The following is a 23,993-nucleotide window of genomic DNA, read 5'->3' on the forward strand; positions in this document are numbered from 1 at the left end:
TCAACCCGCCACGGTTTCGGTTTCGAACAGCCCTTTGCCCAAGGCCCTGGCCTTGTCCAGATGCGCCTGCGCCGCGCCGCTTTCCGACTCCAGCAACAACGCCGACGTCACCACCTGCGCGCCACAGTAATCAAAGATCCCGTAGTCAATTTGCGTGCGCATCGCGTTGGCGTAGCCGTGTCGATCAAACGCATCGGCGTCCGCTGCACCCAGCGCCAGCAGATGCACCCGCAAGTGCCGCAGCTTTTTCACCACCGGGGTGTCGGGGCCGTAATCGATGGCCCAGCCGTTGACGAAGACGCGGTCGATCCAGCCCTTGAGCAGGCCCGGCAGCGACCACCAATAAATCGGGAATGCCAGCACCAGCGCATCGGCGCGGTCGATGCGGGCCTGTTCGGCCAACACGTCGGCCGGAGGCGTGGCGCGGGTACGGTGCACTAAGTGATCGGCGGCGGCGTAGCGCGGGTCGAAACCTTCCGCGGCAATGTCGGCGATTTCGAAGGTGTGGCCCGATGCAGTAAGGCCGGCTGACACCTGCGCAGCCACGCTATGGGTGAGGGATTGCGGGTCGTGATGAGCAACAACGATGAGTGCGTGCATGACATTGACTCCCTTTGGGGTTAGCCTAGGCTTAAGTTACGATTAGTAAGTTACTTTTGGTATATAAGCATGTCAAGCAGCGAATCCACCTCCCCCCGCCGTCGCCTGTCCCGTGAAGATCGCCTGCGCCAACTCTTGGAGGTGGCCTGGCAACTGGTGCGCGATGAAGGCACCGAAGCCCTGACCCTTGGCCGCCTGGCGGAGTTGGCGGGGGTGACCAAGCCGGTGGTTTACGACCATTTCGTCACCCGTGCCGGATTGCTGGCGGCGCTGTATGAGGACTTCGATGCGCGCCAGGATCAGGTCTTCGCCAACGCCATCGCGGCCAGTGGCGACACGCTGGACGAGCGTGCCTGGGTGATCGCCGAATCCTATGTGGATTGCGTGTTATTGCAGGGTCGGGAAATCCCGGGGGTGATTGCGGCCCTTAGCAGCTCGCCGGAGCTGGAAGCACTCAAGCGCCAGTACGAGGCGATCTTCCTCGATAAATGCCGCGACGCGCTGTCGCCCTTCGGTCGCGTGTCCCAGGCGGGACTGCGCGGCATGCTGGGCGCTGCGGAGGCGCTGTCCCAGGCGGCAGCCAGCGGCGAGATCAGCCGTGAAGAGGCGAAGCAGGAGTTGCTGGCGACCATCCTCGCGATGGTCAATCGCAGTCGCATGTGAATAACTTCTGACATGCGAGGAATAAACCGGCACGGCGGGCGTGTCATTACCGATGACGGCGTTGGCGGCAACGGCAACCTCGCCAAGCCGTAAGGCCAATGCGGGATTGTCTTTCAGCCCCGATCCTGTAGAAACAGCTGCACCCGGCGCGCGAGTTGATCAAGGTGCCGATCGCGTTGTTTCTCGGCATCCACCATGGCGCGCTTGCCGTGCTTTTGCAGCAGGTAGGTATGAATCTGCCGCACTTCCAATGAGCGGTAGATCGACGCCACATCCAGCACGCCCATCAAGCCCTCCGTGCCGTAGTCCCGCGTGTTCATCAGCACCTGGGTACCTCGCGCGCCGCGCACGTGGAAACCCATGCCCTCGAACGCCGGCACCTTCTCCACTGAGCACGCCAGTTCCGCATGGGGATAGCGGCTCAACACGTCACCCATCATTGCGCGCGCCACACCTTGACGCCGGTAACCGACCTGGACCGCCATGAACGCAATGCCGCAGGCCTCCGAATCGTCCTTCACCGGCAGGTACAGGCAAAAGCCGATGAGTTTTTCCGCTTCCATCGCCACCACCAACTCGACGGCGATGCCTTTGGCGCCGTTCAGCGCCTCCAGGTAAAGGTGCACCTCAAAGCCAATGGCGTACTGGTAGATGTTGTACAACAGGTTGCTCGGCGGCAGCGCCACGCTGCTGATATCGGTGAGGTTGTCCACCACCATCTGCAGGATCTGAGCATTGATGGGCTCGGGGCACGGCGTGGTGTAGCGGGTAAGGCTGAACATGCAAATTCCTGGGTTTAACGTCAAGGCAGCGCCGATTGTACCTGTTGCAGCCCACACACCTCACGCAAACATCCGCGCAACCAGCGATGGGCCAGGTCGGCATCCAGCCTGGGATGCCAGAGCATCGCCACGGTGAAGGTGGGCAACGTCAGCGGCAATGCAAAGCGGTGCAGGCCCTCGGATTGATGGGCGGTGTAGCGTTCCGGCACGCTGGCGATCAAGTCAGTGTCTCGGGCCAAGGCGATGGCAGTGGCGAAACCGGCGACAATGGTAGTGATCTGTCGCGTGAGGCCCTGGGCTTCAAGTAAGTCGTCGATCTGGCCTCGATCCTGGCCCCGTCGGGATACGTAGACGTGCTGACCTGCGGCATAACGCTCGACGCTGACGTCACCCCGGCTGAGGGGGTGACCACTGCGCACAACGCCGACCAGGCGATCGCGAAACAGCGCCTGGGTCAGCACTTCCGGGCCGGCAGTGGGGTCGACCACCCCGGTCTCCAGGTCGACGCTGCCTTCGCGTAGCAAAGTGCTGTCCTTGTCGGCCTTGTGGATGAACCGCAAGCGCACGCCGGGCGCGTCCCTCGCGGCGCGGGCCAGCAATGCCGGACCGAAATTTTCGACAAACTCTTCGCTGGTACGCAGGGTGAAGGTGCGCGTCACCTGGTTCATATTCAGGGATTGCACGGGGCGCAGCACGGCATTGGCCTCTTGCACCAGACGACTGACCTGATCACGCAACTCCAGCGCCCTGGGCGTGGCCACCAGGCCGCGACCCGCGCGTACCAGCAAGGGGTCGCCGGTGGTTTCGCGCAAACGGGCCAACGCTCGGCTCATGGCCGAAGGACTCAGACGCAGGCGTTTGGCCGCAGCCGCAACACTGCCTTCGGCGAGCAACACATCCAGGGTGATCAGCAGATTGAGATCGGGCATCAGCACTCCTTATATGGCGTTGGGTGCACGTATTAACTGCACATCATGCGTCTTCCGCCATGTTAAGCCACACCGTAGATTTGTGACAGTTGCCTTCATTCAAGGAATTGTCCATGCAAAGCACCTCACGTGGCAGCCTCGTCAGCCTGTGCCTGTCCATGTTGCTGGCCTCCCTGGGCACCAGTATCGCCAATGTCGCGCTGCCCAGCCTGACGCGGGCGTTTGATGCCTCTTTCCACGCCGTGCAATGGGTGGTGCTGGCCTATCTGCTGGCAATCACGGCGGTGATTGTCAGCGCCGGACGTCTGGGCGACCGGTTCGGACGGCGGCGGTTGTTGCTCGCCGGGTTGCTGCTGTTTGCCGTGGCGTGCGGGTTGTGCGGCATGGCGTCGTCCCTGGCGTGGCTGATTGCAGCGCGCGTCCTGCAGGGCCTCGGCGCAGCAGTGATGATGGCCATGGCCCTGGGCATGGTCGGTGACACCGTCACCAAGGCGCGTACCGGCCGGGTGATGGGTTTGATGGGCACGATGTCGGCCGTTGGCACCGCGATGGGGCCCAGTGTCGGCGGCGTGTTGCTGAGTGTGTGGGGCTGGCAGGCGATCTTTCTGGTTGGCGTGCCATTGGGATTGGTGGCGGTCGCCCTTGCCTGTTGCTATTTGCCGGTTGATCGGCCCCGCGCGCTCTCCTCGGCCGGCTCAGGTTTCTGGCCATCATTAAAAGATGCGTCGTTGCGCACCGGGTTGGTCATGAGTGCCCTGGTGGCCGCTGTGATCATGGCCACGTTTGTGGTCGGCCCGTTCTACTTGTCCCGAGGACTGGGACTCGATCCCGAATGGATGGGCTTGGTCATGGCGGTCGGCCCCTGCGTCGCGGCCATCACCGGCGTACCGGCCGGCAGGCTCACCGACCGCCTCGGCAGCCCGCGCATGACGCTGGCCGGCCTGGGCATGATGGCCTGTGGCGCCCTGCTGCTGTCCTGCGCTTGGGGTCTATTCGTCTATTTGGGCGCCTTGGTGATCCTGACCACCGGCTACAGCCTGTTCCAGGCCGCCAACAACACTGCCGTGATGGGCGACGTGGAGGGCGCGCGTCGTGGCACGGTGTCGGGCCTGTTAAACCTGTCACGCAACCTGGGGCTGATCGTCGGCGCCTGGGCATTGGGGGCGGTGTTCGCCTGGGCCAGCCCGGATGTCACCCGCGCCCTTCCCCAATCCGTGGCCTATGGCCTGCATACAACGTTCAGCGTGGCATTGGGCTTGATCCTGCTGGCCAGCGTGATGGCATGGCGCCGCTTTGCTGCTTTCAACGGCCTCCAGAACATCCATTGAGGCAAAAAAACAAAAAAGGCGTTGCGCCAGACCGGGTTACATCGCGCATCATGGGCACTTTCAAGCTCAAGGGTAACGTCCATGCGCGTTCTGTCATTGATGATGGGTCTTACGACGCTGGCCGCCAGTACGGTGTTCTGCGCCAGCGCGATGGCGAATGAAGAAAGTCAGTTGGTACAAGAGATCAACCAATACCGCAGCCAGGTGCAGCGCTGCGGCGACCAGGGTTCCCAGGAACTGCCACCGCTGACCAGCGATACGCGGCTGGTGCTGCCGGCCACCAATGTCGGTGACCTGCAGCAGGCGCTGGCGCGGGCCGCGTACCCGATGGTCAACGTGCAGGCCATCAGCCTGTCCGGCCCCAAGGATGCCCAGGCAGCCATGAAGGCCGTGCGCGAAAGCTTCTGCCGCGTGGTGCTGGATCCACAATTTGTCGATATCGGCGTGAGCAACAGCGGCCAGGACTGGCGCATCGTGCTCGCCCGCCCACTGCTCACCAGCGGCCTGGGCGACTGGCAGACCGAAGGCCGGCAGGTGCTGAACCTGATCAACACCGCGCGTTCGCAGCCGCGCCAGTGCGGCACCCAGGCCTTTACCGCGACCACACCATTGTCCTGGAACGAAGACCTGGCCAGCGCTGCCAACAGCCACACGCGCAACATGGCCAATGGCAATTTCTTTGACCACCTCGACCATGACGGCCGTACCCCTGGCGACCGTGCCGAACTGGCGGGATACATCGCGAAGAACATCGGCGAGAACATCGCCGCCGGCCTGGATACCCCACGCAAAGTCGTGGATGGCTGGCTGGCCAGCCCGGCCCATTGCGCCAACCTGATGAACCCGCAATTCCGTGAACTGGGCGCGGCGTATGCCATGGACCCGAAGAGTGATGCAGGGATTTACTGGACGGGGGTTTTCGGCGCGCAATAAGTCAATGTGCAGGTCGATCAAACGGTTGCAGCATCAAATCGCCATCTCATGGATAATGGCGCTGAACTTGGCAGCGGTCATTCCGGTCTGTTGATAGTTAACCTGACTTCAGGCGTTCGACAGGCGGTGGCAAACAAGGTGTTCTCGCGATGAATTGGCTGCAAAGCAGCAGCGACATGGCTGAGCGGGTTCGCCTGCATGATTGGGCAAGCTCGCCCCTGGGGCCGCTGGAGCAGTGGCCGGATGTGCTCAAGACCACCGTGGCGCTTTGCCTCGCCTCAAGCTTCCCCCAATCCATTGTGTGGGGGCCGCAGTTGACCATGCTGTACAACGACGCCTTCATCCCGATTCTGGGGGACAAGCCCTATGCGCTGGGCCGCCCGTTCAGCGAGGTGTGGCATGAGGCTTGGGCAGATATCGGCCCCATCGCCAATGCGGCGTTCGAGGGGCATGCCACCTACATCGAGAACTTCCCCCTGCTGATCGAGCGCGGCAACGGTTCCGAGCAGGCGTACTTCACCTTTTGCTACAGCCCGATCCGCGACCCTCAAGGCAGGGTCGTGGGCATGCTCGACACCGTTACGGAAACCACCGCCACCGTGTTCCTCGCCCGCCGCCTGGCCGTGCTGGATGCCGTGGGCAGTGCGGTGGCCAATGCCACCGACGCCGAAACCATCATGTCCACCACCACACGCCTGCTGGCTGAGCACTTGCAGGTGTCCAACTGCGCTTACGCGGACATGGACGCCGACGAAGACGGCTTCACCATTCGCGGCAATTGGGCGGCACCGGGCTCGCCCAGCATTGTAGGGCGCTACAGCCTCGCCTCGTTCGGCGCACGGGCAGTGCGGCAGTTGCGCGCGGGTGAGCCACTGGTGGTTGAGGACAACCGGGTGGAGTTCCCACCCGAGGAAGCCGCCAGCTATCAGGCCCTGGACGTCCTGGCGACGGTGTGTTTCCCACTGATCAAGGACGGCCGCCTGACCGCCTTGATGGCGGTGCATCACAGGAAGGCGCGTGTCTGGTCACCCTACGACCTGGCGCTGGTAGGCGAAGTCACCGAACGCTCCTGGGCCCATATCGAGCGGGTACGCGCCGATGCCGCCGTACGCGAAGGCCTGGCGGCGTTCACCGAGCTGAATGCCACCCTCGAACAGCGTGTAATTGAACGCACTGCCGCCCTTACCCAGGCCGAAGCCGCGCTGCACCAGTCGCAGAAACTCGAAGCCATCGGCCAATTGACCGGTGGCGTTGCCCATGACTTCAACAACCTGCTGACCATCATTCGCTCGTCGGTCGACTTTCTGCGCCAGCCCGGGCTTTCCGAAGAGCGGCGCCAGCGCTACATGAGCGCTGTTTCCGACACCGTCGAGCGCGCCAGCAAGCTCACCAGCCAACTCCTCGCGTTCGCCCGGCGCCAACCGCTCAACCCGGAAGTCTTCGATGCGGGCCAGCGGGTCAAGAACATTGGCGAAATGCTTGAAAGCGTCACCGGCGCACGCATCCACGTGCAGGTGCAACTGCCCGAGCACCCTTGCCATGTACGGGTGGACGCCAGCCAGTTCGAAACCGCGCTGATCAATATCGCCCTTAATGCCCGGGATGCGATGGAGGGTCAAGGCACCCTGACCCTGCGCGTGGTCACTGTCGAAGCAATGCCACGGATCCGGGGCGATGCGGAAGCCCGACAACCGTTTGTGAGCATTTCCCTGGCCGATACCGGCAGCGGTATTCCTGGCGACGCCGTCGAACGCATTTTCGAGCCGTTCTTTACCACCAAGGCCGTAGGCAAAGGCACCGGGCTGGGACTGTCCCAGGTATTCGGCTTTGCCAAGCAGTCCGGGGGCAACGTGGAAGTCGTCAGCACCCCAGGGCAAGGCTCGGTCTTTACGCTATACCTGCCAGAGGCGACGCCACAGGCGCTACCTGACGAGCAACCGCAGCAAGGCCCTGCGCCCACGCACGATGCCGCGCAACGCCACATCCTGATCGTGGAAGACAACCTCGAAGTGGGCCGCTTCGCCACCCAGATCCTCCAGGATCTGGGCTACCAGACCACTTGGGCCACCAACGCGGAGCAGGCCCTCGCCTTGGCCGGCACGGACGCCCTGGCGTTCGATGGCGTTTTTTCGGATGTGGTGATGCCCGGTATGACCGGCGTAGCCATGGCGAAAGTACTGCGGCAACGGCGCGCGGACTTGCCGGTGGTGCTCACGTCCGGCTACAGCGAGGAACTGGCCGACAGCGGTTACGAAGGGTTTGAGTTCCTGCCCAAGCCCTACTCCGCCGACCAGGTTGCCCGGGCGCTCGCCAAGGCGATGCCCTGAGCCCTACTCCGCCACTGCCACCTGATTGCGGCCCTGGGCCTTGGCGCGATACAGGGCCTTGTCAGCGGTGTTCATCAGGCCGTGCAAGTCCTGATCCTGCGCATGGGTGGACGCCACACCCAGACTGGCGGTCAACCCATGCACCGGCTCGGAGGCCAATCCCGAAATGGCCTTGATCAACTGCTCGGCAATATCCCGCGCGGTTTCCAGCGACGTATTGGGCAGCAACACAGCAAACTCTTCGCCGCCCAGGCGCCCGTACACATCGGCTTGGCGGAACGACGTGCTGATCACCCCGCCGATCTGACGCAACACCTGGTCACCAGCCTGGTGGCCGTAGGTGTCGTTGATTTCCTTGAAGTGGTCCATGTCCATCATCAGCGCACACAGCGGTTGCCGGTTGTGACGGCATTGGGCGTACAACACCTGGGCATGTTCAAAGAAGGCACGGCGGTTCATCAGGCCGGTGAGTTCGTCGGTCTGTGCGGCGCGGGTGGAAATGTTGTGGGCACGCTCCATCTGCCGGGTCAGGCGAAAGGCCTTCTCCAAAGCATCCGAGAGCTTGCGCGTGGCGCTGACGACAAAGGTGGAGAACACCAGCACCGCAACGGCTACGCCCACTTGCATCGACGACGGCTGGAACAGCAGCCATAGCGTGCACGGCAACAGCACCACGGCCATGGAAGCCAGCGTCATGTAGCGATAAGCCGAGTAACAGGACACGGCGCTGACCGACATACCCACGGTAAACAGCATCACCAGCACCTGGGACAACCGATCATCGGTGGGCATCACCGCCAAGGCGCCGAGGCCCCAGGTTGCGGCAGACAGCAGCAACGTAACCCAGTAACGGCGTTCCCAGCGGTCTGGAGTGCGTTCGGCATTGGGGCAGCGAAACCACTTCATGAACATCATGATGCGAATCAGCGACGTCGCCGCCAATACCACCAGCCAGACCAAGATAACCTGATGGTCAAACCGCTCCCAGCACAGCCAGCACAGCATCACCGCAGCCAGGTAACTGCCGAATATCGCAGCGAATGACTGCCGGAACAGCTGGTGCAAACGATCGGTTCGCACCTGCTCCTCTATGAAGCAATCATGGTCCTGCCCACGCTCAAGGCCATTCATGAAATTCGCCCGATCCGACTGCCACGACAAAGGCGCCATTGTGGCACCCTGCCAGTAGTGCGGACAACAGAATCCAGCACGGTAGAGCCTTTAAAGCGGTTCCGGACGCAGAATCAGTACGCCAAGCGGCGGGAGATTCAACGACAGCGATACCGCCTGTCCATGGTGCGGCTCATCCTGGGTAAATATCTCCCCTCCATTTCCGTAATTGGAGCCGGCGTACATGTCCGCGTCGCTGTTGATCACTTCGCTCCAGCGCCCGCTGAACGGCACGCCGACTTTATAACCCTCACGCGGCACCGGGGTGAAGTTGGCCACCACCAGCACTGGCCTGCCGTCCTTGCTCCAGCGCAGCCAGGCGTAGACGCTGTTGATCGCATCGTCACCGATCAGCCACTGGAAGCCTTGGGGCGCGTCGTCCTGCTCATGCAGGGCGGGTTCCTCGCGGTACAGGCGGTTAAGGTCGCCGACCAGCCTTTGCACGCCTTTGTGCTCAGCATACTGCAGCAAGTACCAATCCAGCTGCTGGTCGTGGTTCCACTCGCGCCATTGGCCGAATTCGCAGCCCATGAACAACAGTTTTTTGCCGGGGTGCATCCACATGAACGCCAGATAGGCACGCAGGTTGGCAAACTTCTGCCAGCGGTCGCCGGGCATCTTGTCGATCAGCGAATGCTTGCCGTGCACCACCTCATCGTGGGAGATAGGCAGGATGAAACGCTCGGACCAGGCGTATACCAGGCCGAAACTCAGCTCGTTGTGGTGATGGGCGCGATACACCGGGTCCTGCTGGATGTAATGCAGGGAATCGTGCATCCAGCCCATGTTCCATTTGTAGTTGAAGCCCAGGCCGCCCTGCTGGGTCGGCTGGCTGACGCCGGGCCAGGCGGTGGATTCCTCGGCGATCACCAGGGCGCCAGGCGCCTCGATGGCGACCACATCGTTCAGGTGACGCAGGAAGTCGATCGCTTCCAGGTTTTCGCGGCCGCCATGACGGTTCGGTACCCACTCGCCGGCCTTGCGCGAGTAGTCGCGGTAGAGCATCGAGGCCACCGCATCCACGCGCAGCCCGTCAATGTGGAAATGTTTGAGCCAGTGCAGCGCCGAAGCCAGCATGAAACCATGCACTTCGGTGCGGCCCAGGTTGTAGATCAGCGTGTCCCAATCCTGGTGGAAACCTTCCAGCGGGTTGGCATATTCGTACAGCGCGGTGCCGTCAAATTGCGCCAGGCCGTGGGTATCCGTGGGAAAGTGCGCCGGCACCCAATCGAGGATCACGCCGATATCGGCCTGATGCAGTGCATCGACGAAATAGGCGAAATCCTGCGGCGAGCCAAAGCGTGCCGTCGGTGCGAATTGTGACAAGGCCTGATAGCCCCACGAGCCGCCGAACGGATGCTCCATGATCGGCATCAACTCGATATGGGTGAAGCCCAGTTGCTGCACATAGGGAATCAGACGTTCAGCCAGCTCGCGCCAATTGTACTGGCGTGCCACTTCGCCCGCCTCGTCCAGCTCGGCCTGCCAGGAACCCACGTGCAATTCATAGATCGACAGCGGCGCGGTGGTCTTCTGCTTTTCCACCCGCGACTGCATCCATGCGTGGTCCTGCCAGTCGACCTGCAAGGGCTCGGCGACCTTTGACGCAGTGTCCGGCGGCAATTGGGTGGCCAGCGCCACAGGGTCGGCCTTGAGCGGCAGGATCCCGTTGGCGCCGAGCACTTCGTACTTGTAGGCGGAGCCCGGCTGCAGGCGTGGGATAAAGATCTCCCACACGCCGGAAGGATGGCGCAGGCGCATCGGGTGTCGGCGACCGTCCCAGATATTGAAGTCGCCCACCACCGACACCCGCCGAGCATTCGGTGCCCACACCGCAAAACGCACACCTTGCACGCCGTCGACGCTGGTCACCTGGGCACCGAGGCAGCTGCCAAGGTCGCGGTGATTGCCTTCGGCGAACAGGTACAGGTCCATTTCACCGAGCAACAGTTGCTGGAAGCTATAAGGGTCTTCCGTGATCTGCTCGCCACCCGCCCACTGGATTTTCAACAGGTACGCCTGGCGCGTGTGAAAGTGCCCGACAAACAGACCGGGCACCTGGCTCGCGTCCAGGCTACCGATCTGCTCGCCACTGTCGCGGGCCAGTACCTGGACACTCAACGCTTCAGGCAGGAACGCACGGATAAACTGGCCGCCGTGATCATCATCGTGTGGCCCGAGAATCGAGAACGGGTCATGGTGTTCGGCGCGTACCAGCGCTTCGACGTCCTTGGACGCCGGCAATGCCGTCAACTTCGGTTGCAGCGGTTCTTTATTTGTAAAGCTCATGACGTCTCCCCACCGCGTGCAGTTTTCGATATAGGCGCAAGCCCGCTCAACAGTCCGTGCAACCCTTGCAGGGGCACTGGCAACCAGGTCGGGCGGTTTTCCGCTTCGTAGGCCACTTCATACGCGGCCTTCTCCAGGCTGAACAACGTCAGCGCTGCGTCCTGGCCTTTGGCATCCTGCCAGTCATGCGCCAGTGTAGACGTAGCGGACTGATAGGCCTGGATAAAGGCCTGGCGTGCTTCTTTCAGGTAACGGTCAGTCACGCGTTTGCGCGCCTGGTCCGCCTCGGGCGAGTGATCCACCCCTTGTACATTCAAGGCCATGGCCGCTGCATAGTCGAAGGAACGCAACACGCCGCTCACATCTTTATACGGGCTGTGCTTGCCGCGTCGCTCATGCAGTGGGCGCGCCGGCTCACCTTCAAAGTCGATCAGGTAGGCATCGCCCTTGACCACCAGCACCTGGCCCAGGTGCAAGTCACCATGGACCCGAATACGCAATCCGCCGGCCGTGGCTTTCGCCAGGGCCTGCACATGGCTGGCGATGGCTTTTTTCTGCGCCAGCAATTCACTGACCAGCGCTTGATCCGCCAGGTTCAACTGGCTTTGATGAAGTTTGAGCAGTTGCAACGCGCGGTCCAATTGCGCGCCGACATCCTTGGCCCAGGCCTGGGTGTCCTTGACAGTGGTGACTTCCGGCTTGAAGTCCTTGTTGGTGGTTTTCGCGCCGAGCACCCGGTGCATCTCGCCCAGGCGTTGGCCAAGCAACCCGGCAAAGTCAGCCAACTCGCCGAGGGCGTTGTAGTGCTGTTCCTGTTCGGACATGGCTTCGGCCAGTTCGTCGCGGATCGCGCGCTCCAGGTTATTCTGGGTCCAGCCCCAGGCGTCGCCCTGGTTGCTCAAGTAGCCTTGGGCAATCATCAGCAGGTTGTCCTGGCCCTCGGCGTCGTGGCGAATCATCGAGCCCAGCAACGGCGAGATATTCGGGTAGCCGGCTTCGGTCAGGTAGGCGCTCATTTCCAGTTCCGGGTGCACGCCGGAGGCGACTTTGCGGATCAGCTTGAGCACCAGGCTCTCGCCCACCACCACCGAGCTGTTGGACTGCTCGGCCGACAGGTAGCGCACCTCGGACTCATCCGTCAATTGCAGCTTGGCCAGGTGCGGGGTGGCCGCAAAGCGCAGCTCGCCTTCGTGGGTGTTGAGCAGGGTACCCGCCTGCAACCCCTGGATCACGGCGCGGACAAAGTGTTCGAGGCTGAAGGCATCGGTCACCAACCCCACCTGACGCACGCGCCGCACACGGGCCAACGCCAATTGCTGGGGCAAGGCGCTGGTGAACTGATCTTCGCCGAGGAAACCGAACGGCAACTGATAACGACTGACCTGTCCACCGGCCGTCACTTCCAGTTCGCTGAGCAACACCGGGTGTTGCGGGTCGCCAAAGCGCACGCCGTAAGCAATGCGCACGCTGTCGATGGCCGTGTCCTTGCCGGCGAACCAGCGGCGCTTGGGCAGCCAGGCTGGCAGCACGGTCTGTTCCAGGGAGGTGCGGCACGGTTCGTCCAGCAGTTCTTCCATACGCTTTTTCAACACCAGCGTGGTGAAGTCCGGCATGCTCTGGGCCGGCTCCACGTGCCAGCTGGGCATCTGGTTTTCCGGCGCCAGCACGAACCAATAAAAGCCATAGGGCGCCAGGGTCAGCAGGAAATTCAACTGGCCGATGGGCGGGAAGGCATTACCGCCCAGCATCTCCACCGGCACCATGCCGGCGAATGCCGACAGGTCCAGCTCGGCCGCCTGGGCACTGCGCGACACGTTGGCCACGCAGAGGATGATCTCGTTGCGCCCATCTTCGCCGGTGAATTCACGGGTATAGGCCAGGATGCGGCGGTTGCTCGGCGAGAGCATTTTCAAGCTGCCACGACCAAACGCCTTGGACTGCTTGCGCACCGCCAGCATGCGCCGGGTCCAGTTCAGCAGCGAATGGGGGTCCTGGGCCTGGGTCTCGACATTCACCGACGGGTAGCCGTATTGCGGGTCCATGATCGGCGGCAGTACCAGGCTGGCCGGGTCGGCGCGAGAGAACCCGCCATTGCGGTCGATGGACCATTGCATCGGCGTGCGCACGCCATCGCGGTCGCCGAGGTAGATGTTATCGCCCATGCCGATCTCATCGCCGTAGTACAGGGTGGGCGTACCGGGCATCGACAGCAACAGGCTGTTGAGCAGCTCGACTCGACGACGGTCGCGCTCCATCAACGGTGCAAGACGGCGACGAATACCCAGGTTGATCCGCGCGCGACGGTCAGCGGCGTAGTAGTTCCACAGGTAATCGCGCTCCTTGTCGGTGACCATTTCCAATGTTAGCTCATCGTGGTTGCGCAGGAAGATCGCCCACTGGCAGTTGGCCGGAATTTCCGGAGTCTGACGCAGGATGTCAGTGATCGGGAAGCGATCTTCCTGGGCCAGCGCCATATACATGCGTGGCATCAGCGGGAAGTGAAACGCCATGTGGCATTCATCGCCGTCGTCGCCCTTCTTGTCACCGAAGTACAGCTGCGTGTCTTCCGGCCACTGATTGGCTTCGGCCAGCAGCATACGGTCAGGATAATGGGCGTCGATTTCGGCGCGGATCTGCTTGAGCACATCGTGGGTTTCAGGAAGGTTTTCGTTGTTAGTGCCGTCGCGCTCGATCAGGTACGGGATGGCGTCGAGGCGCAGGCCGTCGATGCCCATGTCCAACCAGTAGCGCATCACCGACAACACGGCTTTCATCACCTGGGGGTTGTCAAAGTTGAGGTCGGGCTGGTGAGAGTAGAAACGGTGCCAGAAGTATTGGCCCGCGACTGGGTCCCAAGTCCAGTTGGACTTCTCGGTGTCGAGGAAGATGATGCGCGTGCCGTCGTATTTCTGGTCGTCATCCGACCACACGTAGAAGTCCCGTGCCGCCGAGCCGGGCTTGGCCTTGCGTGCGCGCTGGAACCAGGGGTGCTGGTCGGAGGTGTGGTTGATCACCAGCTCGGTGATCACCCGCAGCCCGCGCTTGTGCGCCTCGGCGATGAAGCGCTTGGCGTCGGCCATGGTGCCGTAGTCGCTGTGCACGCCACGGTATTCGGCAATGTCATAGCCATCGTCACGGCGTGGCGAGGGATAGAACGGCAGCAACCAAATGGTGTTCACGCCCAGATCGGCGATGTAGTCGAGCTTGGCGATCAGGCCGGGAAAATCACCGATACCGTCGTTATTGGAGTCGAAATAGGATTTGACGTGAACCTGATAAATCACCGCGTCTTTGTACCAGAGCGGGTCTTTGATAAAGGTGGCAGCGTTGGGTTTCTTCGCCATTGGAAACTCCTGAAAACACTAAAATTCTGTGGCCGGAATACGATCCAGTGCGGGCGCTGGCTTGCTTGCGATAACGGTCTGTCAGTCCCTGAACTGACACATCGCAATCGCAGGCAAGCCCGCTCCCACCGAGGATCTCCATCAGGCTGGGGAATGGGTGATACGCCAGATTCCAAAGGGCATCTGTGGGTCCAGTCGCGTCCACTGGTTCTTGCCATACCAGGTCCAGCGATGGCCGTTCATCAAGTCTTCGCCCTGGGTCTGGGCGTCGTCCGGCAGGCCCAACTCCCATAGCGGCAACTCGAAATGGGCTTCCTGGGCGTTGAATGGGTCAAGGTTCACGGCCACCAGGATGAAGTTGCTGCCATCCTCGCTGCGCTTGCCGAAATACAGGATGTTGTCGTTCCAGGCGTTGTAGAGCTTGAGCCCCAGGTGCGTCTGCAGCGCCGGGTTCTGCCGGCGGATGCGGTTGAGCTGGGCGATCTCGGCGATGATATTGCCGGGCGCCGTGTAGTCCCGTGGGCGGATCTCGTATTTCTCCGAGTCCAGGTATTCCTCTTTACCCGGCACCGGGGCTGATTCGCACAGTTCGAAGCCTGAATACATGCCCCAGAGCCCTGAGCCCATGGTGGCCAGTGCCGCACGGATCAAGAAGCCGGCACGGCCGGATTCGTGCAGGAAGGCAGGGTTGATGTCCGGCGTATTGACGAAGAAATTCGGCCGGTAGCACTCGCGCCACGGTGATTCGTTCAGCTGCGTCAGGTATTCGCTCAACTCGGCCTTGGTGTTACGCCAGGTGAAATAGGTGTAGCTCTGGGAATAGCCGACCTTACCCAGGCGCGCCATCATCGCCGGGGTGGTGAAGGCTTCGGCGAGAAAAATCACCTCGGGGTACTTGGACCGGACATCGCTGATCAGCCATTGCCAGAACGGCAGCGGCTTGGTGTGGGGGTTGTCGACGCGAAAGGTCTTCACGCCCTCTTCCACCCAGCCCACCACGATGTCGCGCAGTTCCGTCCACAGGCTCGGGATGGCATCTGCGGCATAAAAGTCGACGTTGACGATGTCCTGATACTTCTTCGGTGGGTTCTCCGCGTATTTGATCGTGCCGTCCGGGCGCCAGTTGAACCAGCCGGGATGGGCCTTGAGCCATGGATGGTCCTGGGAACACTGGATCGCGAAGTCCAGGGCAATCTCCAACCCATGCTCGGCGGCCGCCTGGACCAGGCGACGGAAGTCATCGCGACTGCCCAGTTGCGGATGGATGGCTTCATGGCCACCCTCCTCGCTGCCAATCGCATAAGGGCTGCCCGGATCGTCCGGGCCGGCGGTCAGCGAGTTGTTCTTGCCCTTGCGGTGGCTACGCCCGATCGGGTGGATCGGCGGGAAGTACAGCACGTCGAAGCCCATGTCATGGATCATCGACAGCCGCGAGTGCACGTCATTAAAGGTGCCGTGACGCGCAGGATCGTCAGTGATCGAGCGTGGAAACAGCTCATACCAGCTGGCAAACAGCGCCGCCTCACGCTCCACATCAATCGGGTAAACCGTGCTGATGCTCAAATAGGCGCGATGATCGGCCTGGGTCATCAGGTGTGCACTGTCTTCGTGCAGGAACTGCGCGACCTGCTCGGTTTCCAGCAGCCCGGAGAGTTCATGGTGCAGCAACATCAGGCGATCGCGCAGCTCATTGTCACTGCGCTCGGCAGCTTGCAGCACCAGGCTGCGGCCTTCCTGCAACTCCAGGCTGACCGGCACGCCGGCCTCATGTTTCTTGCGTAGCTCATAGCAAAAGCTGGCGAAGGTATCGATCCAGGCTTCGATGCAGTATTCGTGAGGGCCTTGCTGGGTCACGGTAAACGTGCCCTCCCAGCCGTTGTTGCCCACGTCGGTCATGACCACGCTGTGCCAGCTTTCATCCTGCAGCGGGCGCCAGCGGATCAGCACGGCGAGCTTGTCATGGCCGTCGGCGAACACTTTGCTGGTGACATTGACCTGTTGGCCGACCACGGCCTTCACGGCAAATTCGCCGCCATCAATCACGGGGGTGGTGCTTTCGATCGCAATCCTGGGCAGCAACAGTGCCTGGGACAGTGGTAACAAAGATTCTATTTCAGCAGTCATCGAGCATCTTCCCCTTACGCCCTGTGGACGCTCTTTGCTTGATCCGAATTCTGAGGCGGCCGCGCTCTTCCTGAGCATGACCGTAATAGGTCCGAGCCTGGGCTCCGGTTAAAAGTTCAGCTGGATATGCCGCCATCGGGCGGGGAATCAATTCGCCCCGGCGGCTGTCCACCGATAGAGCAAAGCACAAAGGAGGCCACACCGATGAATATCCCGATCCCGGCAGAAACGCCGGACCCGAATATCGACAAACCGACCCTGCCGCCCACCGAACCGCAGCCCATTCCGGAAAAAGAACCGCCCGAAAATGAGCCACCGCCGGTGGAGGAACCCCCTACGACCATGCCGCCAGTGATCGTCAGTCCTTCTCGAAACGCTTGACGATCTTCGGCATCACGCTGAACACCACCAAGGCCAGTAACGTACTGAGTACCGCTGTCGATTCCCGGCCCAACCCGGCCGAGACCCCGATCGCAGCGGTCATCCACAAACCAGCTGCGGTGGTCAGGCCTTTGACGTGGCCCTCTTCATCATCCTTGCCCTTGATGATCGTGCCCGCGCCCAGGAAGCCGATCCCCGCAATCACACCCTGCACCACCCGGCTCATGGCATCCGCCTGGTTGCCGGACATTTGCGGCACCATCACAAATAAAGCCGCGCCCAACGCCACCAGCATGTGGGTGCGCACCCCGGCGGCCTTGCCCTTGCTCTCTCGCTCAAAGCCAAGAATGCCGCCCAGGGTCGCCGCGATCAGCAGGCGCACGGTGATCTGGGTGAGCTGCTTGGCGTCGCCAATGTCGGCGAATTCAGCCTGCAGGGTTTGCCACACTTCAAGCCACCAAGCGTCCATCGAAGCTGTCCTTTGTCATGGTTGGTAAAGGATGGACAGCGGTGACCGCCAGTCAGTTGCCTGGAACCCCCACACATTACTGCCCCCTAATCCTCATAGCCCATGAATAAGGAGAACGGCATGCCCATTCGTATCGAAAACCACCTGTGCTACTTCATGCTCGATGACAACGGCCAGGAACAGAGCGTGCCGGCGACTCGGGTCAATATTGTTACCGACCTCGACAAATCCATGTCCTACGTGGAATTGGCCGCCGAACGGATCTACATCACTGAAGCGGAGGCCGATGCCCTGACCGTGGCCGGCGCCCATGACGGACGTCAGCACGTGAAGGCAGAAGAACCTGGTTCGCTGATTTAATTGATCTGTGTCAGCGCATTCAGAATAACGCTGCACCCCTGACGCCACGGGGTGCAGCACATTGTCGCAGCGATCTTCCCGCGCACCCTCTGATCCGCTTTTTATCGCCATACCTGAGTCTGTTATGCAAACAGCGTCACGCGCATAGTTCATCCGCCTGATGGAGGCTGATGAGCGAATGACCATGAGCGAACACATCCCAACCGTGGAAATCTTTGAGCCCACACACCCAAAGAAGGTGAAGGCCAAATCCAGTGACAACCTGATTCACACCCGCAGTTTCACCGGGCTGTTCCGTACCTTGCGCGTGAGCGGTGCGGGCTTCCTGTTCCTGGCCTTTTTCGGCACCGTGTGGCTGAACTGGGACGATCGGCAGGCGGTGCTGTGGGACCTGGCTGACAGCAAATTTCACATCTTTGGTGCGACGTTCTGGCCGCAGGACTTCATTCTGCTGTCGGCGCTGCTGATCATCTGCGCCTTCGGCCTGTTTGCGATCACGGTGTTCGCCGGTCGCGTGTGGTGCGGCTACACCTGCCCGCAAAGCTCGTTCACCTGGCTGTTCATGTGGTGCGAAAAAGTCACCGAAGGCGAGCGCAACCAGCGCATCAAGCTGCAAGCCGCACCCTGGAGCCTGAACAAATTGGCGCGACGCTCGGCCAAGCACACGTTATGGCTGGGCATCAGCGTGCTGACCGGTCTGACGTTTGTCGGCTATTTCACGCCGATCCGCCCCTTGGCGGCCGAACTACTGACCTGGCAGATGGGCGGCGTCAGCCTGTTCTGGGTGCTGTTCTTTACCGGCGCCACCTACATCAATGCCGGCTGGCTGCGTGAAGCGGTGTGCATGCACATGTGCCCGTATGCGCGGTTCCAGAGCGTAATGTTCGACAAAGACACACTGACCATTTCCTATGACGTGGCACGCGGCGAACAGCGTGGCCCGCGCAAACGTGAGGTCAAACCCGCCGACGTCGGCCTGGGCGACTGCATCGACTGCCAGCTGTGCGTGCAGGTCTGCCCCACTGGCATCGACATCCGCGACGGCCTGCAAATGGAGTGCATCGGCTGCGCGGCGTGCATCGACGCCTGCGATTCGATCATGGACAAAATGGGCTACCCGCGCGGCCTGGTGAGCTACACCAGCGAACATCAACTGCAAGGCGGCAAGACGCACCTGCTAAGGCCGCGTCTGATCGGCTACAGTGCCGTACTGCTGGTGATGATTGCGGCGCTGGTGGTGGCGTTGGTGGAGCGGCCAATGGTGTCGCTGGACGTGACCAAGGACCGGGGCATGTTCCGCGAGAACGCCCAGGGTTTGATCGAAAACATCTACAGCCTCAAGGTGATCAACAAGACGCAGCAGCGCCAGGACTATCGCTTGGAGCTGGTGGACGCCGAGGGCTTCCAGTTGCAAGGCAAGACCGAGATCAGCCTGGCGCCGGGGGAAATCAGCGATGTACCCGTGTCGGTGGCGTTGCTGGCAGACAAACCTGCGAGCAGTTCGCAGACCTTGCGCTTCAAGGTGACGGATGTGGATGAACCATGGATCTACAGCGCTGCCGACAGCCGTTTTGTCGCACCGCTGAACCGCTGAACCCTCGCAACCTGTAGAAGCCGGCTCCTACCGTAAATCTTTTGGATATTCATGAAACGCTACGAAAAATTCGCCGACGACATTGCAGAACTGATCCGCTCCGGCGTGCTGGGCCCCGGCCAGCGAGTGCCCTCGGTGCGCTATGCCAGTCAGACCTACGGCATCAGCCCGTCCACGGTGTTCCAGGCTTACTACCTGCTGGAGCGCCGTGGCCTGATCCGCGCGCGGCCACGCTCCGGGTATTTCGTCAATACCCATGCCCCCAGCCCGTTTTCCGAGCCGGTGGTGAGTGAGCAGGTGCATGAGTCCACCGAAGTGGATGTGAGCGAACTGGTGTTCTCGGTACTCGATTCGATCAAGGACCCGAACACCGTACCGTTCGGCTCGGCGTTCCCCAGCCCTATGCTGTTTCCACTGCCGCGCCTGGCGCGCTCCCTGGCCAGCGCCAGCCGTGAGATGGACCCGCGCCTGGTGGTCACCGACATGTCGCCGGGCAACCCGCAACTGCGCCGGCAGATTGCCCTGCGCTACATGGTCGGCGGGTTGATGCTGCCGATGGAAGAGCTGCTGATCACCAACGGCGCGTTGGAGGCTTTGAACCTGTGCCTGCAAGCCGTCACGGAACCCGGTGACCTGGTGGCCATCGAAGCCCCGGCGTTCTACGCCTGCCTGCAAGTGTTGGAGCGTTTGAAACTCAAGGCAGTGGAAATCCCCGTGCACCCGCGCGATGGCATTGACCTCAACGCGCTCGCGCAAACCCTGGAGCGCTACCCGATCAAGGCCTGCTGGACCATGACCAGCTTCCAGAACCCCATGGGCGCAACCCTGCCGGAAGCCAAGAAGCAGGCACTGGTGGAGCTGTTACGTGGCCATCAAGTGCCCTTGATCGAAGACGATGTGTACGCCGAACTGTATTACGGCCAACAGGCGCCGAAACCCGCCAAGGCGTTCGATACTGAAGGCCTGGTGATGCATTGCGGCTCTTTCGCCAAGAGCCTGGCCCCCGGCTATCGCGTGGGTTGGGTGGCCGCCGGGCGCTTCGCGCAAAAGGTTGAGCGCTTGAAGTTGATGACCTCGCTTTGCCCTTCGATGCCCGCCCAGGCGGCGATTGCCGATTACTTGCAGCACGGCGGTTATGACCGGCACCTGCGCAAATTGCGCTATGCCCTGGAGGAACAGCAAAGCGCCATGCTGACGGCCATCGCCCGCTACTTCCCGGCGCAGACGCGCGTCAGCCAACCCGCCGGCGGGTATTTCCTGTGGCTGGAGCTGCCGGAGCAGACGGATTCGTTAAAGTTGTTCCAGATGGCCTTGGCGCAAGGCATCAGCATTGCGCCGGGGCCGATCTTCTCGGCGACCCAGCGCTTCAGGAACTGCATTCGCCTGAATTACGGCAGTCCGTGGACCGAGGCATCGGAGGAAGCCATGGAAACATTGGGGCGTATTATCCGATCGTTTTGAGCAGGAACCCCACTCCACAAGAGGCCACACAAGAACGCGCACGCAACAGCTACGCGAAATGCACGCGCCAATGGGGCGCCCTGTTGGCGATCGACCTGGACAAGGTATTGGGATTTCTCGATAACGCAGACGATCGTTACTTGTATGCCAGCCATCGCCGTAATGGACAGATAGACGGCTCGGCCAGCAACGGTTACAGCATCCCGGACAATTCCGAAGCCAGCCTGCTCCAGGCTTTTTCCCGCAAGGGTTACGACGTGCTGCGCCATCTACAGACGTAAGCAGCAGGTGCTTAACGACCACCGCCCAAATCGAGGAACGTCCCGGTGGCATAAGACGCCTTATCCGAGAGCAACCAGATAATCGCTTCCGCCACTTCATCCGGGCGCCCGCCCCGGGCCATGGGAATACCGGATTCCAACTTGCTGACCCGGTCGGGGTCGCCGCTCAGGGCATGGAAGTCGGTGAAGATGTAGCCAGGCCGCACGGCGTTGACACGAATACCCTCACCCGCCACCTCTTTGGACAAGCCCAGGGTGAAGGTGTCGAGTGCGCCTTTGGAGGCCGCGTAGTCGACGTATTCACCCGGCGAACCCAAGCGAGCCGCCACTGACGACACGTTGACGATGCTACCACCCTGCCCGCCATGCTTGGGCGACATGCGCAGCACCGCATGCTTGGCACACAGGATCGGGCCGAGCACGTTGGTCTTCATGACTTTCAGGATGCGGAATTCGGACATCTCATCCACGCGGGATTTATGCCCCACCGTGCCGGCATTGTTGACCAATGCGGTGACGCGGCCCAACTCGGCGTCCACCCGATGGAACAGCGCGATCACTTCATCCTCGATGCTCACATCCGCGCGCACGGCAATGGCCTGGGCACCCAGCGCACGCACCTGTTCGAGCACACGATGGGCTGCGTCTTCGTCGGACTGGTAGTTGATGCAGATGCGATAGCCCTGGCGGGCGGCCAGCAAGGCCGTCTCGGCGCCAATCCCACGGCTGCCTCCGGTGATGATGACGACTTTGTCCATGGGTGCGGTCTCCTGATTCAACCTGATGCTAAGGGTTGGATCCAAGAATAACCGTCACGCACGGCTTTTGTCAGGCGCTACCGCCTCTTCGGCGCGCTGGATGTCCGTCATGAACCCCTCCGCCGGCAACGGATGGCCCAGCAGATACCCCTGCAGGGAGTTGCACCCCAGTCGGGTGAGGAAACTCTGCTGCACATCGGTTTCCACGCCTTCGGCGACAATGCGCAGCCCCAAGGCCTGGCCGAGGGCGACAATGGCGGAAACGATGGCAGCGTCGTCGCTGTCGTGTTCCAGGTCGCGTACAAACCCCCGGTCGATCTTCAGCTCGTTGGCCGGCAGGCGCTTGAGGTACATCAGGCTGGAATAACCGGTGCCGAAGTCGTCGATGGACAAATCGACGCCCATGTCCGACAGCTGCTGCAACACGGTCATGCTTGCATCGGCGTCGCTCATGGCAGTGGTTTCGGTGATTTCCAGGGTCAGGTTATTAGCCGGCAACTGGTGCCGCTCCAGGGCGTCGGCCACGCTCTTGACCAACCCGGCGTGGCAGAACTGCAACGCCGACAGGTTCACGGCAATACGCCAGTCTTCGTAGCCCTGGGCGTACCACAGGCTCATCTGGCGACAGGCCTCGTTGAGCACCCATTCACCGATCGGAATGATCAGGCCGGTCTTTTCCGCCAGCTCGATAAACATCGCCGGCAGCAGTAGCCCTTGTTGCGGATGCTCCCAGCGCAGCAGGGCCTCGGCCCCCACCGGGATACCGCTGACCGCGTCGCACTTGGGCTGGTAGTACAAGCGGAATTGCTCCTGCTCCACCGCATTGCGCAGGTCCTGCAGCAGTTGCAATTGCTTGCGTGCATTGGTGTTCATCGAGGCATCAAAGAAGCTGTAGCCGTTCTTGCCCATGCCTTTGGCGTGGTACATCGCGGCGTCGGCGTTCATCAGCAATTCCTGGGGGTTGTGGCCGTTGCCCGGGAACATGGCGATGCCCACGCTGGCAGAGATCTTAAGCTCATGCTCGGCCACCTGGAACGCTCGGTTGATCAGGATCACTTGGCGCTCGGCAAGGCCAAGGGCATCGTCCGGCTGGGTCAGTTGCACCAGCAACACGAACTCATCGCCGCCAATGCGCGCCAAGGTGTCCTGACTGCGCAAGTCTTCGCGCAGGCGCAGGCCGACCTCGCGCAACAATTGGTCACCCATGTGATGACCAAACGCATCGTTGACCGGTTTGAAGCCGTCGAGGTCGATAAACATCAGCGCGAAGCAACCGCCCTGCTCTTTCACGACCTGCATGGCCTGTTGAATGCGATCGGCCAACAAGGTGCGATTGGGCAAGCCCGTGAGCATGTCGTGCAGGGCCAGGTGGGTCAGTTCCTGGTTGGCCAGGGTCAGGGAATCGGCCAGCACTGCAGTGCGCGCTTCCAGGCGTGCATCGAGCAACGAGGTGAGCAAGGCGATGGCCAGCACGGCCAGGGTGGTCACCAGCACCAGGTTGTCCAGCCCCTTGCCGCTCAAGCCGTTCAGTGCAGCACCGCAAACGCTGTCATCGGCGAAACGTGCCGCGGCCATCCCCGTGTAATGCATGCCGACGATGGCAAAGCCCATCACCACCGCGGCGCCCCCACGCGCAAGGCGCACGTACGGCGCGTTACGACGCAAGTTATGGGCGATCCACAGCGCAGCGCCAGACGCCGCGACGGCGATCAACAACGAAGCGCCAAACAGAGTGGGGTCATAGTCAATGCCCGGCGTCATGCGCATGGCGGCCATGCCGGTGTAATGCATACACGCAATGCCGGTGCCCATGACCAGCGCGCCAAACGCCAGTTGCCAGGCAGGCAAACGCGGCTGACTGATCAGCCACAAGGCAAAGCCGCTCGACAACACCGCGATCAACAACGACAGCGCCGTGATCCCCAGGTCGAAGCCCAAGGCAAACGGCAAGCGCAACGCCAGCATGCCGATAAAGTGCATCGACCAGACCCCTACGCCCATCGCGATGGCGCCGCCGGTTATCCATAAATAGACAGCGCGGCCATTGGCGGTGGCGATGCGTCCGGACAGGTCCAGCGCGGTGTAGGAAGCCAGGATCGCCACGAACAGCGAGATCACGACCAGGGAGGGTGAATAACTACCGATGAGCATGGGACTTCTCGTGCACAACGGGACTAAGACGCCCGTACCAGGTGGCAAA

General features: G+C 61.7%; 19 protein-coding genes. 9 read left to right on the forward strand and 10 right to left on the reverse strand.

Going from position 1 to position 23,993, the window contains the following annotated elements; translation table 11 throughout:
- A complete protein-coding gene (locus tag AB4O08_RS00310) occupies positions 1-600 on the reverse strand; it encodes an NAD(P)H-dependent oxidoreductase (protein ID WP_010210709.1) in 600 nt (199 codons plus the stop codon).
- A 69-nt stretch (positions 601-669) separates the two neighbouring features.
- On the opposite strand from AB4O08_RS00310, the gene AB4O08_RS00315 reads away from it, so the two are divergent.
- Complete coding sequence (locus tag AB4O08_RS00315; protein WP_010210714.1) at positions 670-1,263, forward strand: TetR/AcrR family transcriptional regulator; 594 nt, start codon at positions 670-672, stop codon at positions 1,261-1,263.
- A gap of 113 nt (positions 1,264-1,376) precedes the next feature.
- On the opposite strand, the gene AB4O08_RS00320 is transcribed toward AB4O08_RS00315, so the two are convergent.
- A complete protein-coding gene (locus AB4O08_RS00320; RefSeq protein WP_460114620.1) occupies positions 1,377-2,045 on the reverse strand; it encodes a GNAT family N-acetyltransferase in 669 nt (222 codons plus the stop codon).
- Positions 2,046-2,065: 20 nt separating this feature from the next.
- Entirely contained in the window at positions 2,066-2,974 is a 909-nt protein-coding gene (locus tag AB4O08_RS00325) for a LysR family transcriptional regulator (RefSeq protein WP_137206276.1), read from the reverse strand.
- A gap of 113 nt (positions 2,975-3,087) precedes the next feature.
- Here AB4O08_RS00325 and AB4O08_RS00330 point away from each other — a divergent pair, with 113 nt between their 5' ends.
- The 3 genes from AB4O08_RS00330 to AB4O08_RS00340 all read left to right on the forward strand — a co-directional run bounded on the left by AB4O08_RS00330 (position 3,088) and on the right by AB4O08_RS00340 (position 7,562).
- On the forward strand, positions 3,088-4,302 hold the full coding sequence (locus AB4O08_RS00330; protein ID WP_460114621.1) for an MFS transporter: 1,215 nt from the start codon (positions 3,088-3,090) through the stop codon (positions 4,300-4,302).
- Positions 4,303-4,383: 81 nt separating this feature from the next.
- On the forward strand, positions 4,384-5,235 hold the full coding sequence (locus tag AB4O08_RS00335; RefSeq protein WP_010210719.1) for a CAP domain-containing protein: 852 nt from the start codon (positions 4,384-4,386) through the stop codon (positions 5,233-5,235).
- A 149-nt stretch (positions 5,236-5,384) separates the two neighbouring features.
- On the forward strand, positions 5,385-7,562 hold the full coding sequence (locus tag AB4O08_RS00340) for a hybrid sensor histidine kinase/response regulator (RefSeq protein WP_305470139.1): 2,178 nt from the start codon (positions 5,385-5,387) through the stop codon (positions 7,560-7,562).
- Between the two features lie 3 nt (positions 7,563-7,565).
- Here AB4O08_RS00340 and AB4O08_RS00345 read toward each other — a convergent pair whose 3' ends face one another.
- The 4 genes from AB4O08_RS00345 to AB4O08_RS00360 form a co-directional block, all read right to left on the reverse strand.
- Positions 7,566-8,732 carry a GGDEF domain-containing protein gene (locus AB4O08_RS00345; RefSeq protein WP_021491755.1) on the reverse strand — a complete coding sequence of 389 codons (1,167 nt, stop codon included), beginning with the start codon at positions 8,730-8,732 and terminating at the stop codon, positions 7,566-7,568.
- Between the two features lie 51 nt (positions 8,733-8,783).
- Positions 8,784-11,021 (reverse strand): 1,4-alpha-glucan branching protein GlgB, encoded by a 2,238-nt coding sequence (gene glgB / locus AB4O08_RS00350; RefSeq protein WP_460114622.1) that lies wholly within the window; start codon positions 11,019-11,021, stop codon positions 8,784-8,786.
- A complete protein-coding gene (treS, locus tag AB4O08_RS00355; RefSeq protein ID WP_460114623.1) occupies positions 11,018-14,365 on the reverse strand; it encodes a maltose alpha-D-glucosyltransferase in 3,348 nt (1,115 codons plus the stop codon). Before treS ends, glgB begins: the two co-directional genes overlap by 4 nt.
- Before the next feature lie 141 nt (positions 14,366-14,506).
- Entirely contained in the window at positions 14,507-16,489 is a 1,983-nt protein-coding gene (locus tag AB4O08_RS00360) for an alpha-1,4-glucan--maltose-1-phosphate maltosyltransferase (protein WP_069672646.1), read from the reverse strand.
- A 204-nt stretch (positions 16,490-16,693) separates the two neighbouring features.
- Between AB4O08_RS00360 and AB4O08_RS00365 the strand changes: the two genes are divergently transcribed.
- Entirely contained in the window at positions 16,694-16,870 is a 177-nt protein-coding gene (locus AB4O08_RS00365) for a hypothetical protein (protein ID WP_010210726.1), read from the forward strand.
- On the opposite strand, the gene AB4O08_RS00370 is transcribed toward AB4O08_RS00365, so the two are convergent.
- Positions 16,848-17,339 (reverse strand): MgtC/SapB family protein, encoded by a 492-nt coding sequence (locus tag AB4O08_RS00370; RefSeq protein WP_010210730.1) that lies wholly within the window; start codon positions 17,337-17,339, stop codon positions 16,848-16,850. The genes AB4O08_RS00365 and AB4O08_RS00370 overlap by 23 nt on opposite strands.
- 120 nt (positions 17,340-17,459) lie before the next feature.
- Here AB4O08_RS00370 and AB4O08_RS00375 point away from each other — a divergent pair, with 120 nt between their 5' ends.
- From AB4O08_RS00375 to AB4O08_RS00390, 4 genes are all read left to right on the forward strand, one after another.
- Positions 17,460-17,699, forward strand: coding sequence for a DUF3203 family protein (locus AB4O08_RS00375; RefSeq protein ID WP_010210735.1), 240 nt, complete (start codon positions 17,460-17,462; stop codon positions 17,697-17,699).
- A gap of 184 nt (positions 17,700-17,883) precedes the next feature.
- Entirely contained in the window at positions 17,884-19,293 is a 1,410-nt protein-coding gene (gene ccoG, locus AB4O08_RS00380) for a cytochrome c oxidase accessory protein CcoG (protein WP_183701679.1), read from the forward strand.
- A gap of 51 nt (positions 19,294-19,344) precedes the next feature.
- The gene (mapR, locus tag AB4O08_RS00385) at positions 19,345-20,754 is read left to right on the forward strand and encodes a GntR family transcriptional regulator MpaR (protein WP_010210739.1); all 1,410 of its coding nucleotides are present in this window, start codon (positions 19,345-19,347) and stop codon (positions 20,752-20,754) included.
- Complete coding sequence (locus AB4O08_RS00390) at positions 20,751-21,035, forward strand: hypothetical protein (protein WP_460114624.1); 285 nt, start codon at positions 20,751-20,753, stop codon at positions 21,033-21,035. Before mapR ends, AB4O08_RS00390 begins: the two co-directional genes overlap by 4 nt.
- Before the next feature lie 11 nt (positions 21,036-21,046).
- On the opposite strand, the gene AB4O08_RS00395 is transcribed toward AB4O08_RS00390, so the two are convergent.
- Both AB4O08_RS00395 and AB4O08_RS00400 read right to left on the reverse strand, forming a co-directional pair.
- Positions 21,047-21,793 (reverse strand): SDR family oxidoreductase, encoded by a 747-nt coding sequence (locus AB4O08_RS00395; protein ID WP_044287062.1) that lies wholly within the window; start codon positions 21,791-21,793, stop codon positions 21,047-21,049.
- A 54-nt stretch (positions 21,794-21,847) separates the two neighbouring features.
- Complete coding sequence (locus AB4O08_RS00400) at positions 21,848-23,944, reverse strand: putative bifunctional diguanylate cyclase/phosphodiesterase (RefSeq protein WP_021491761.1); 2,097 nt, start codon at positions 23,942-23,944, stop codon at positions 21,848-21,850.
- Positions 23,945-23,993 lie beyond the last annotated feature (49 nt).

Source organism: Pseudomonas sp. H3_E07 (assembly GCF_054668895.1).

Excerpts from the sequence above, each read along its gene's own strand:
- AB4O08_RS00310 (WP_010210709.1), bottom strand. The coding sequence starts at position 600 with ATGCACGCACTCATCGTTGTTGCTCATCACGACCCGCAATCCCTCACC.
- AB4O08_RS00315 (WP_010210714.1), top strand. The coding sequence starts at position 670 with ATGTCAAGCAGCGAATCCACCTCCCCCCGCCGTCGCCTGTCCCGTGAA.
- AB4O08_RS00320 (WP_460114620.1), bottom strand. The coding sequence starts at position 2,045 with ATGTTCAGCCTTACCCGCTACACCACGCCGTGCCCCGAGCCCATCAAT.
- AB4O08_RS00325 (WP_137206276.1), bottom strand. The coding sequence starts at position 2,974 with ATGCCCGATCTCAATCTGCTGATCACCCTGGATGTGTTGCTCGCCGAA.
- AB4O08_RS00330 (WP_460114621.1), top strand. The coding sequence starts at position 3,088 with ATGCAAAGCACCTCACGTGGCAGCCTCGTCAGCCTGTGCCTGTCCATG.
- AB4O08_RS00335 (WP_010210719.1), top strand. The coding sequence starts at position 4,384 with ATGCGCGTTCTGTCATTGATGATGGGTCTTACGACGCTGGCCGCCAGT.
- AB4O08_RS00340 (WP_305470139.1), top strand. The coding sequence starts at position 5,385 with ATGAATTGGCTGCAAAGCAGCAGCGACATGGCTGAGCGGGTTCGCCTG.
- AB4O08_RS00345 (WP_021491755.1), bottom strand. The coding sequence starts at position 8,732 with ATGGCGCCTTTGTCGTGGCAGTCGGATCGGGCGAATTTCATGAATGGC.
- glgB (WP_460114622.1), bottom strand. The coding sequence starts at position 11,021 with ATGAGCTTTACAAATAAAGAACCGCTGCAACCGAAGTTGACGGCATTG.
- treS (WP_460114623.1), bottom strand. The coding sequence starts at position 14,365 with ATGGCGAAGAAACCCAACGCTGCCACCTTTATCAAAGACCCGCTCTGG.
- AB4O08_RS00360 (WP_069672646.1), bottom strand. The coding sequence starts at position 16,489 with ATGACTGCTGAAATAGAATCTTTGTTACCACTGTCCCAGGCACTGTTG.
- AB4O08_RS00365 (WP_010210726.1), top strand. The coding sequence starts at position 16,694 with ATGAATATCCCGATCCCGGCAGAAACGCCGGACCCGAATATCGACAAA.
- AB4O08_RS00370 (WP_010210730.1), bottom strand. The coding sequence starts at position 17,339 with ATGGACGCTTGGTGGCTTGAAGTGTGGCAAACCCTGCAGGCTGAATTC.
- AB4O08_RS00375 (WP_010210735.1), top strand. The coding sequence starts at position 17,460 with ATGCCCATTCGTATCGAAAACCACCTGTGCTACTTCATGCTCGATGAC.
- ccoG (WP_183701679.1), top strand. The coding sequence starts at position 17,884 with ATGAGCGAACACATCCCAACCGTGGAAATCTTTGAGCCCACACACCCA.
- mapR (WP_010210739.1), top strand. The coding sequence starts at position 19,345 with ATGAAACGCTACGAAAAATTCGCCGACGACATTGCAGAACTGATCCGC.
- AB4O08_RS00395 (WP_044287062.1), bottom strand. The coding sequence starts at position 21,793 with ATGGACAAAGTCGTCATCATCACCGGAGGCAGCCGTGGGATTGGCGCC.
- AB4O08_RS00400 (WP_021491761.1), bottom strand. The coding sequence starts at position 23,944 with ATGCTCATCGGTAGTTATTCACCCTCCCTGGTCGTGATCTCGCTGTTC.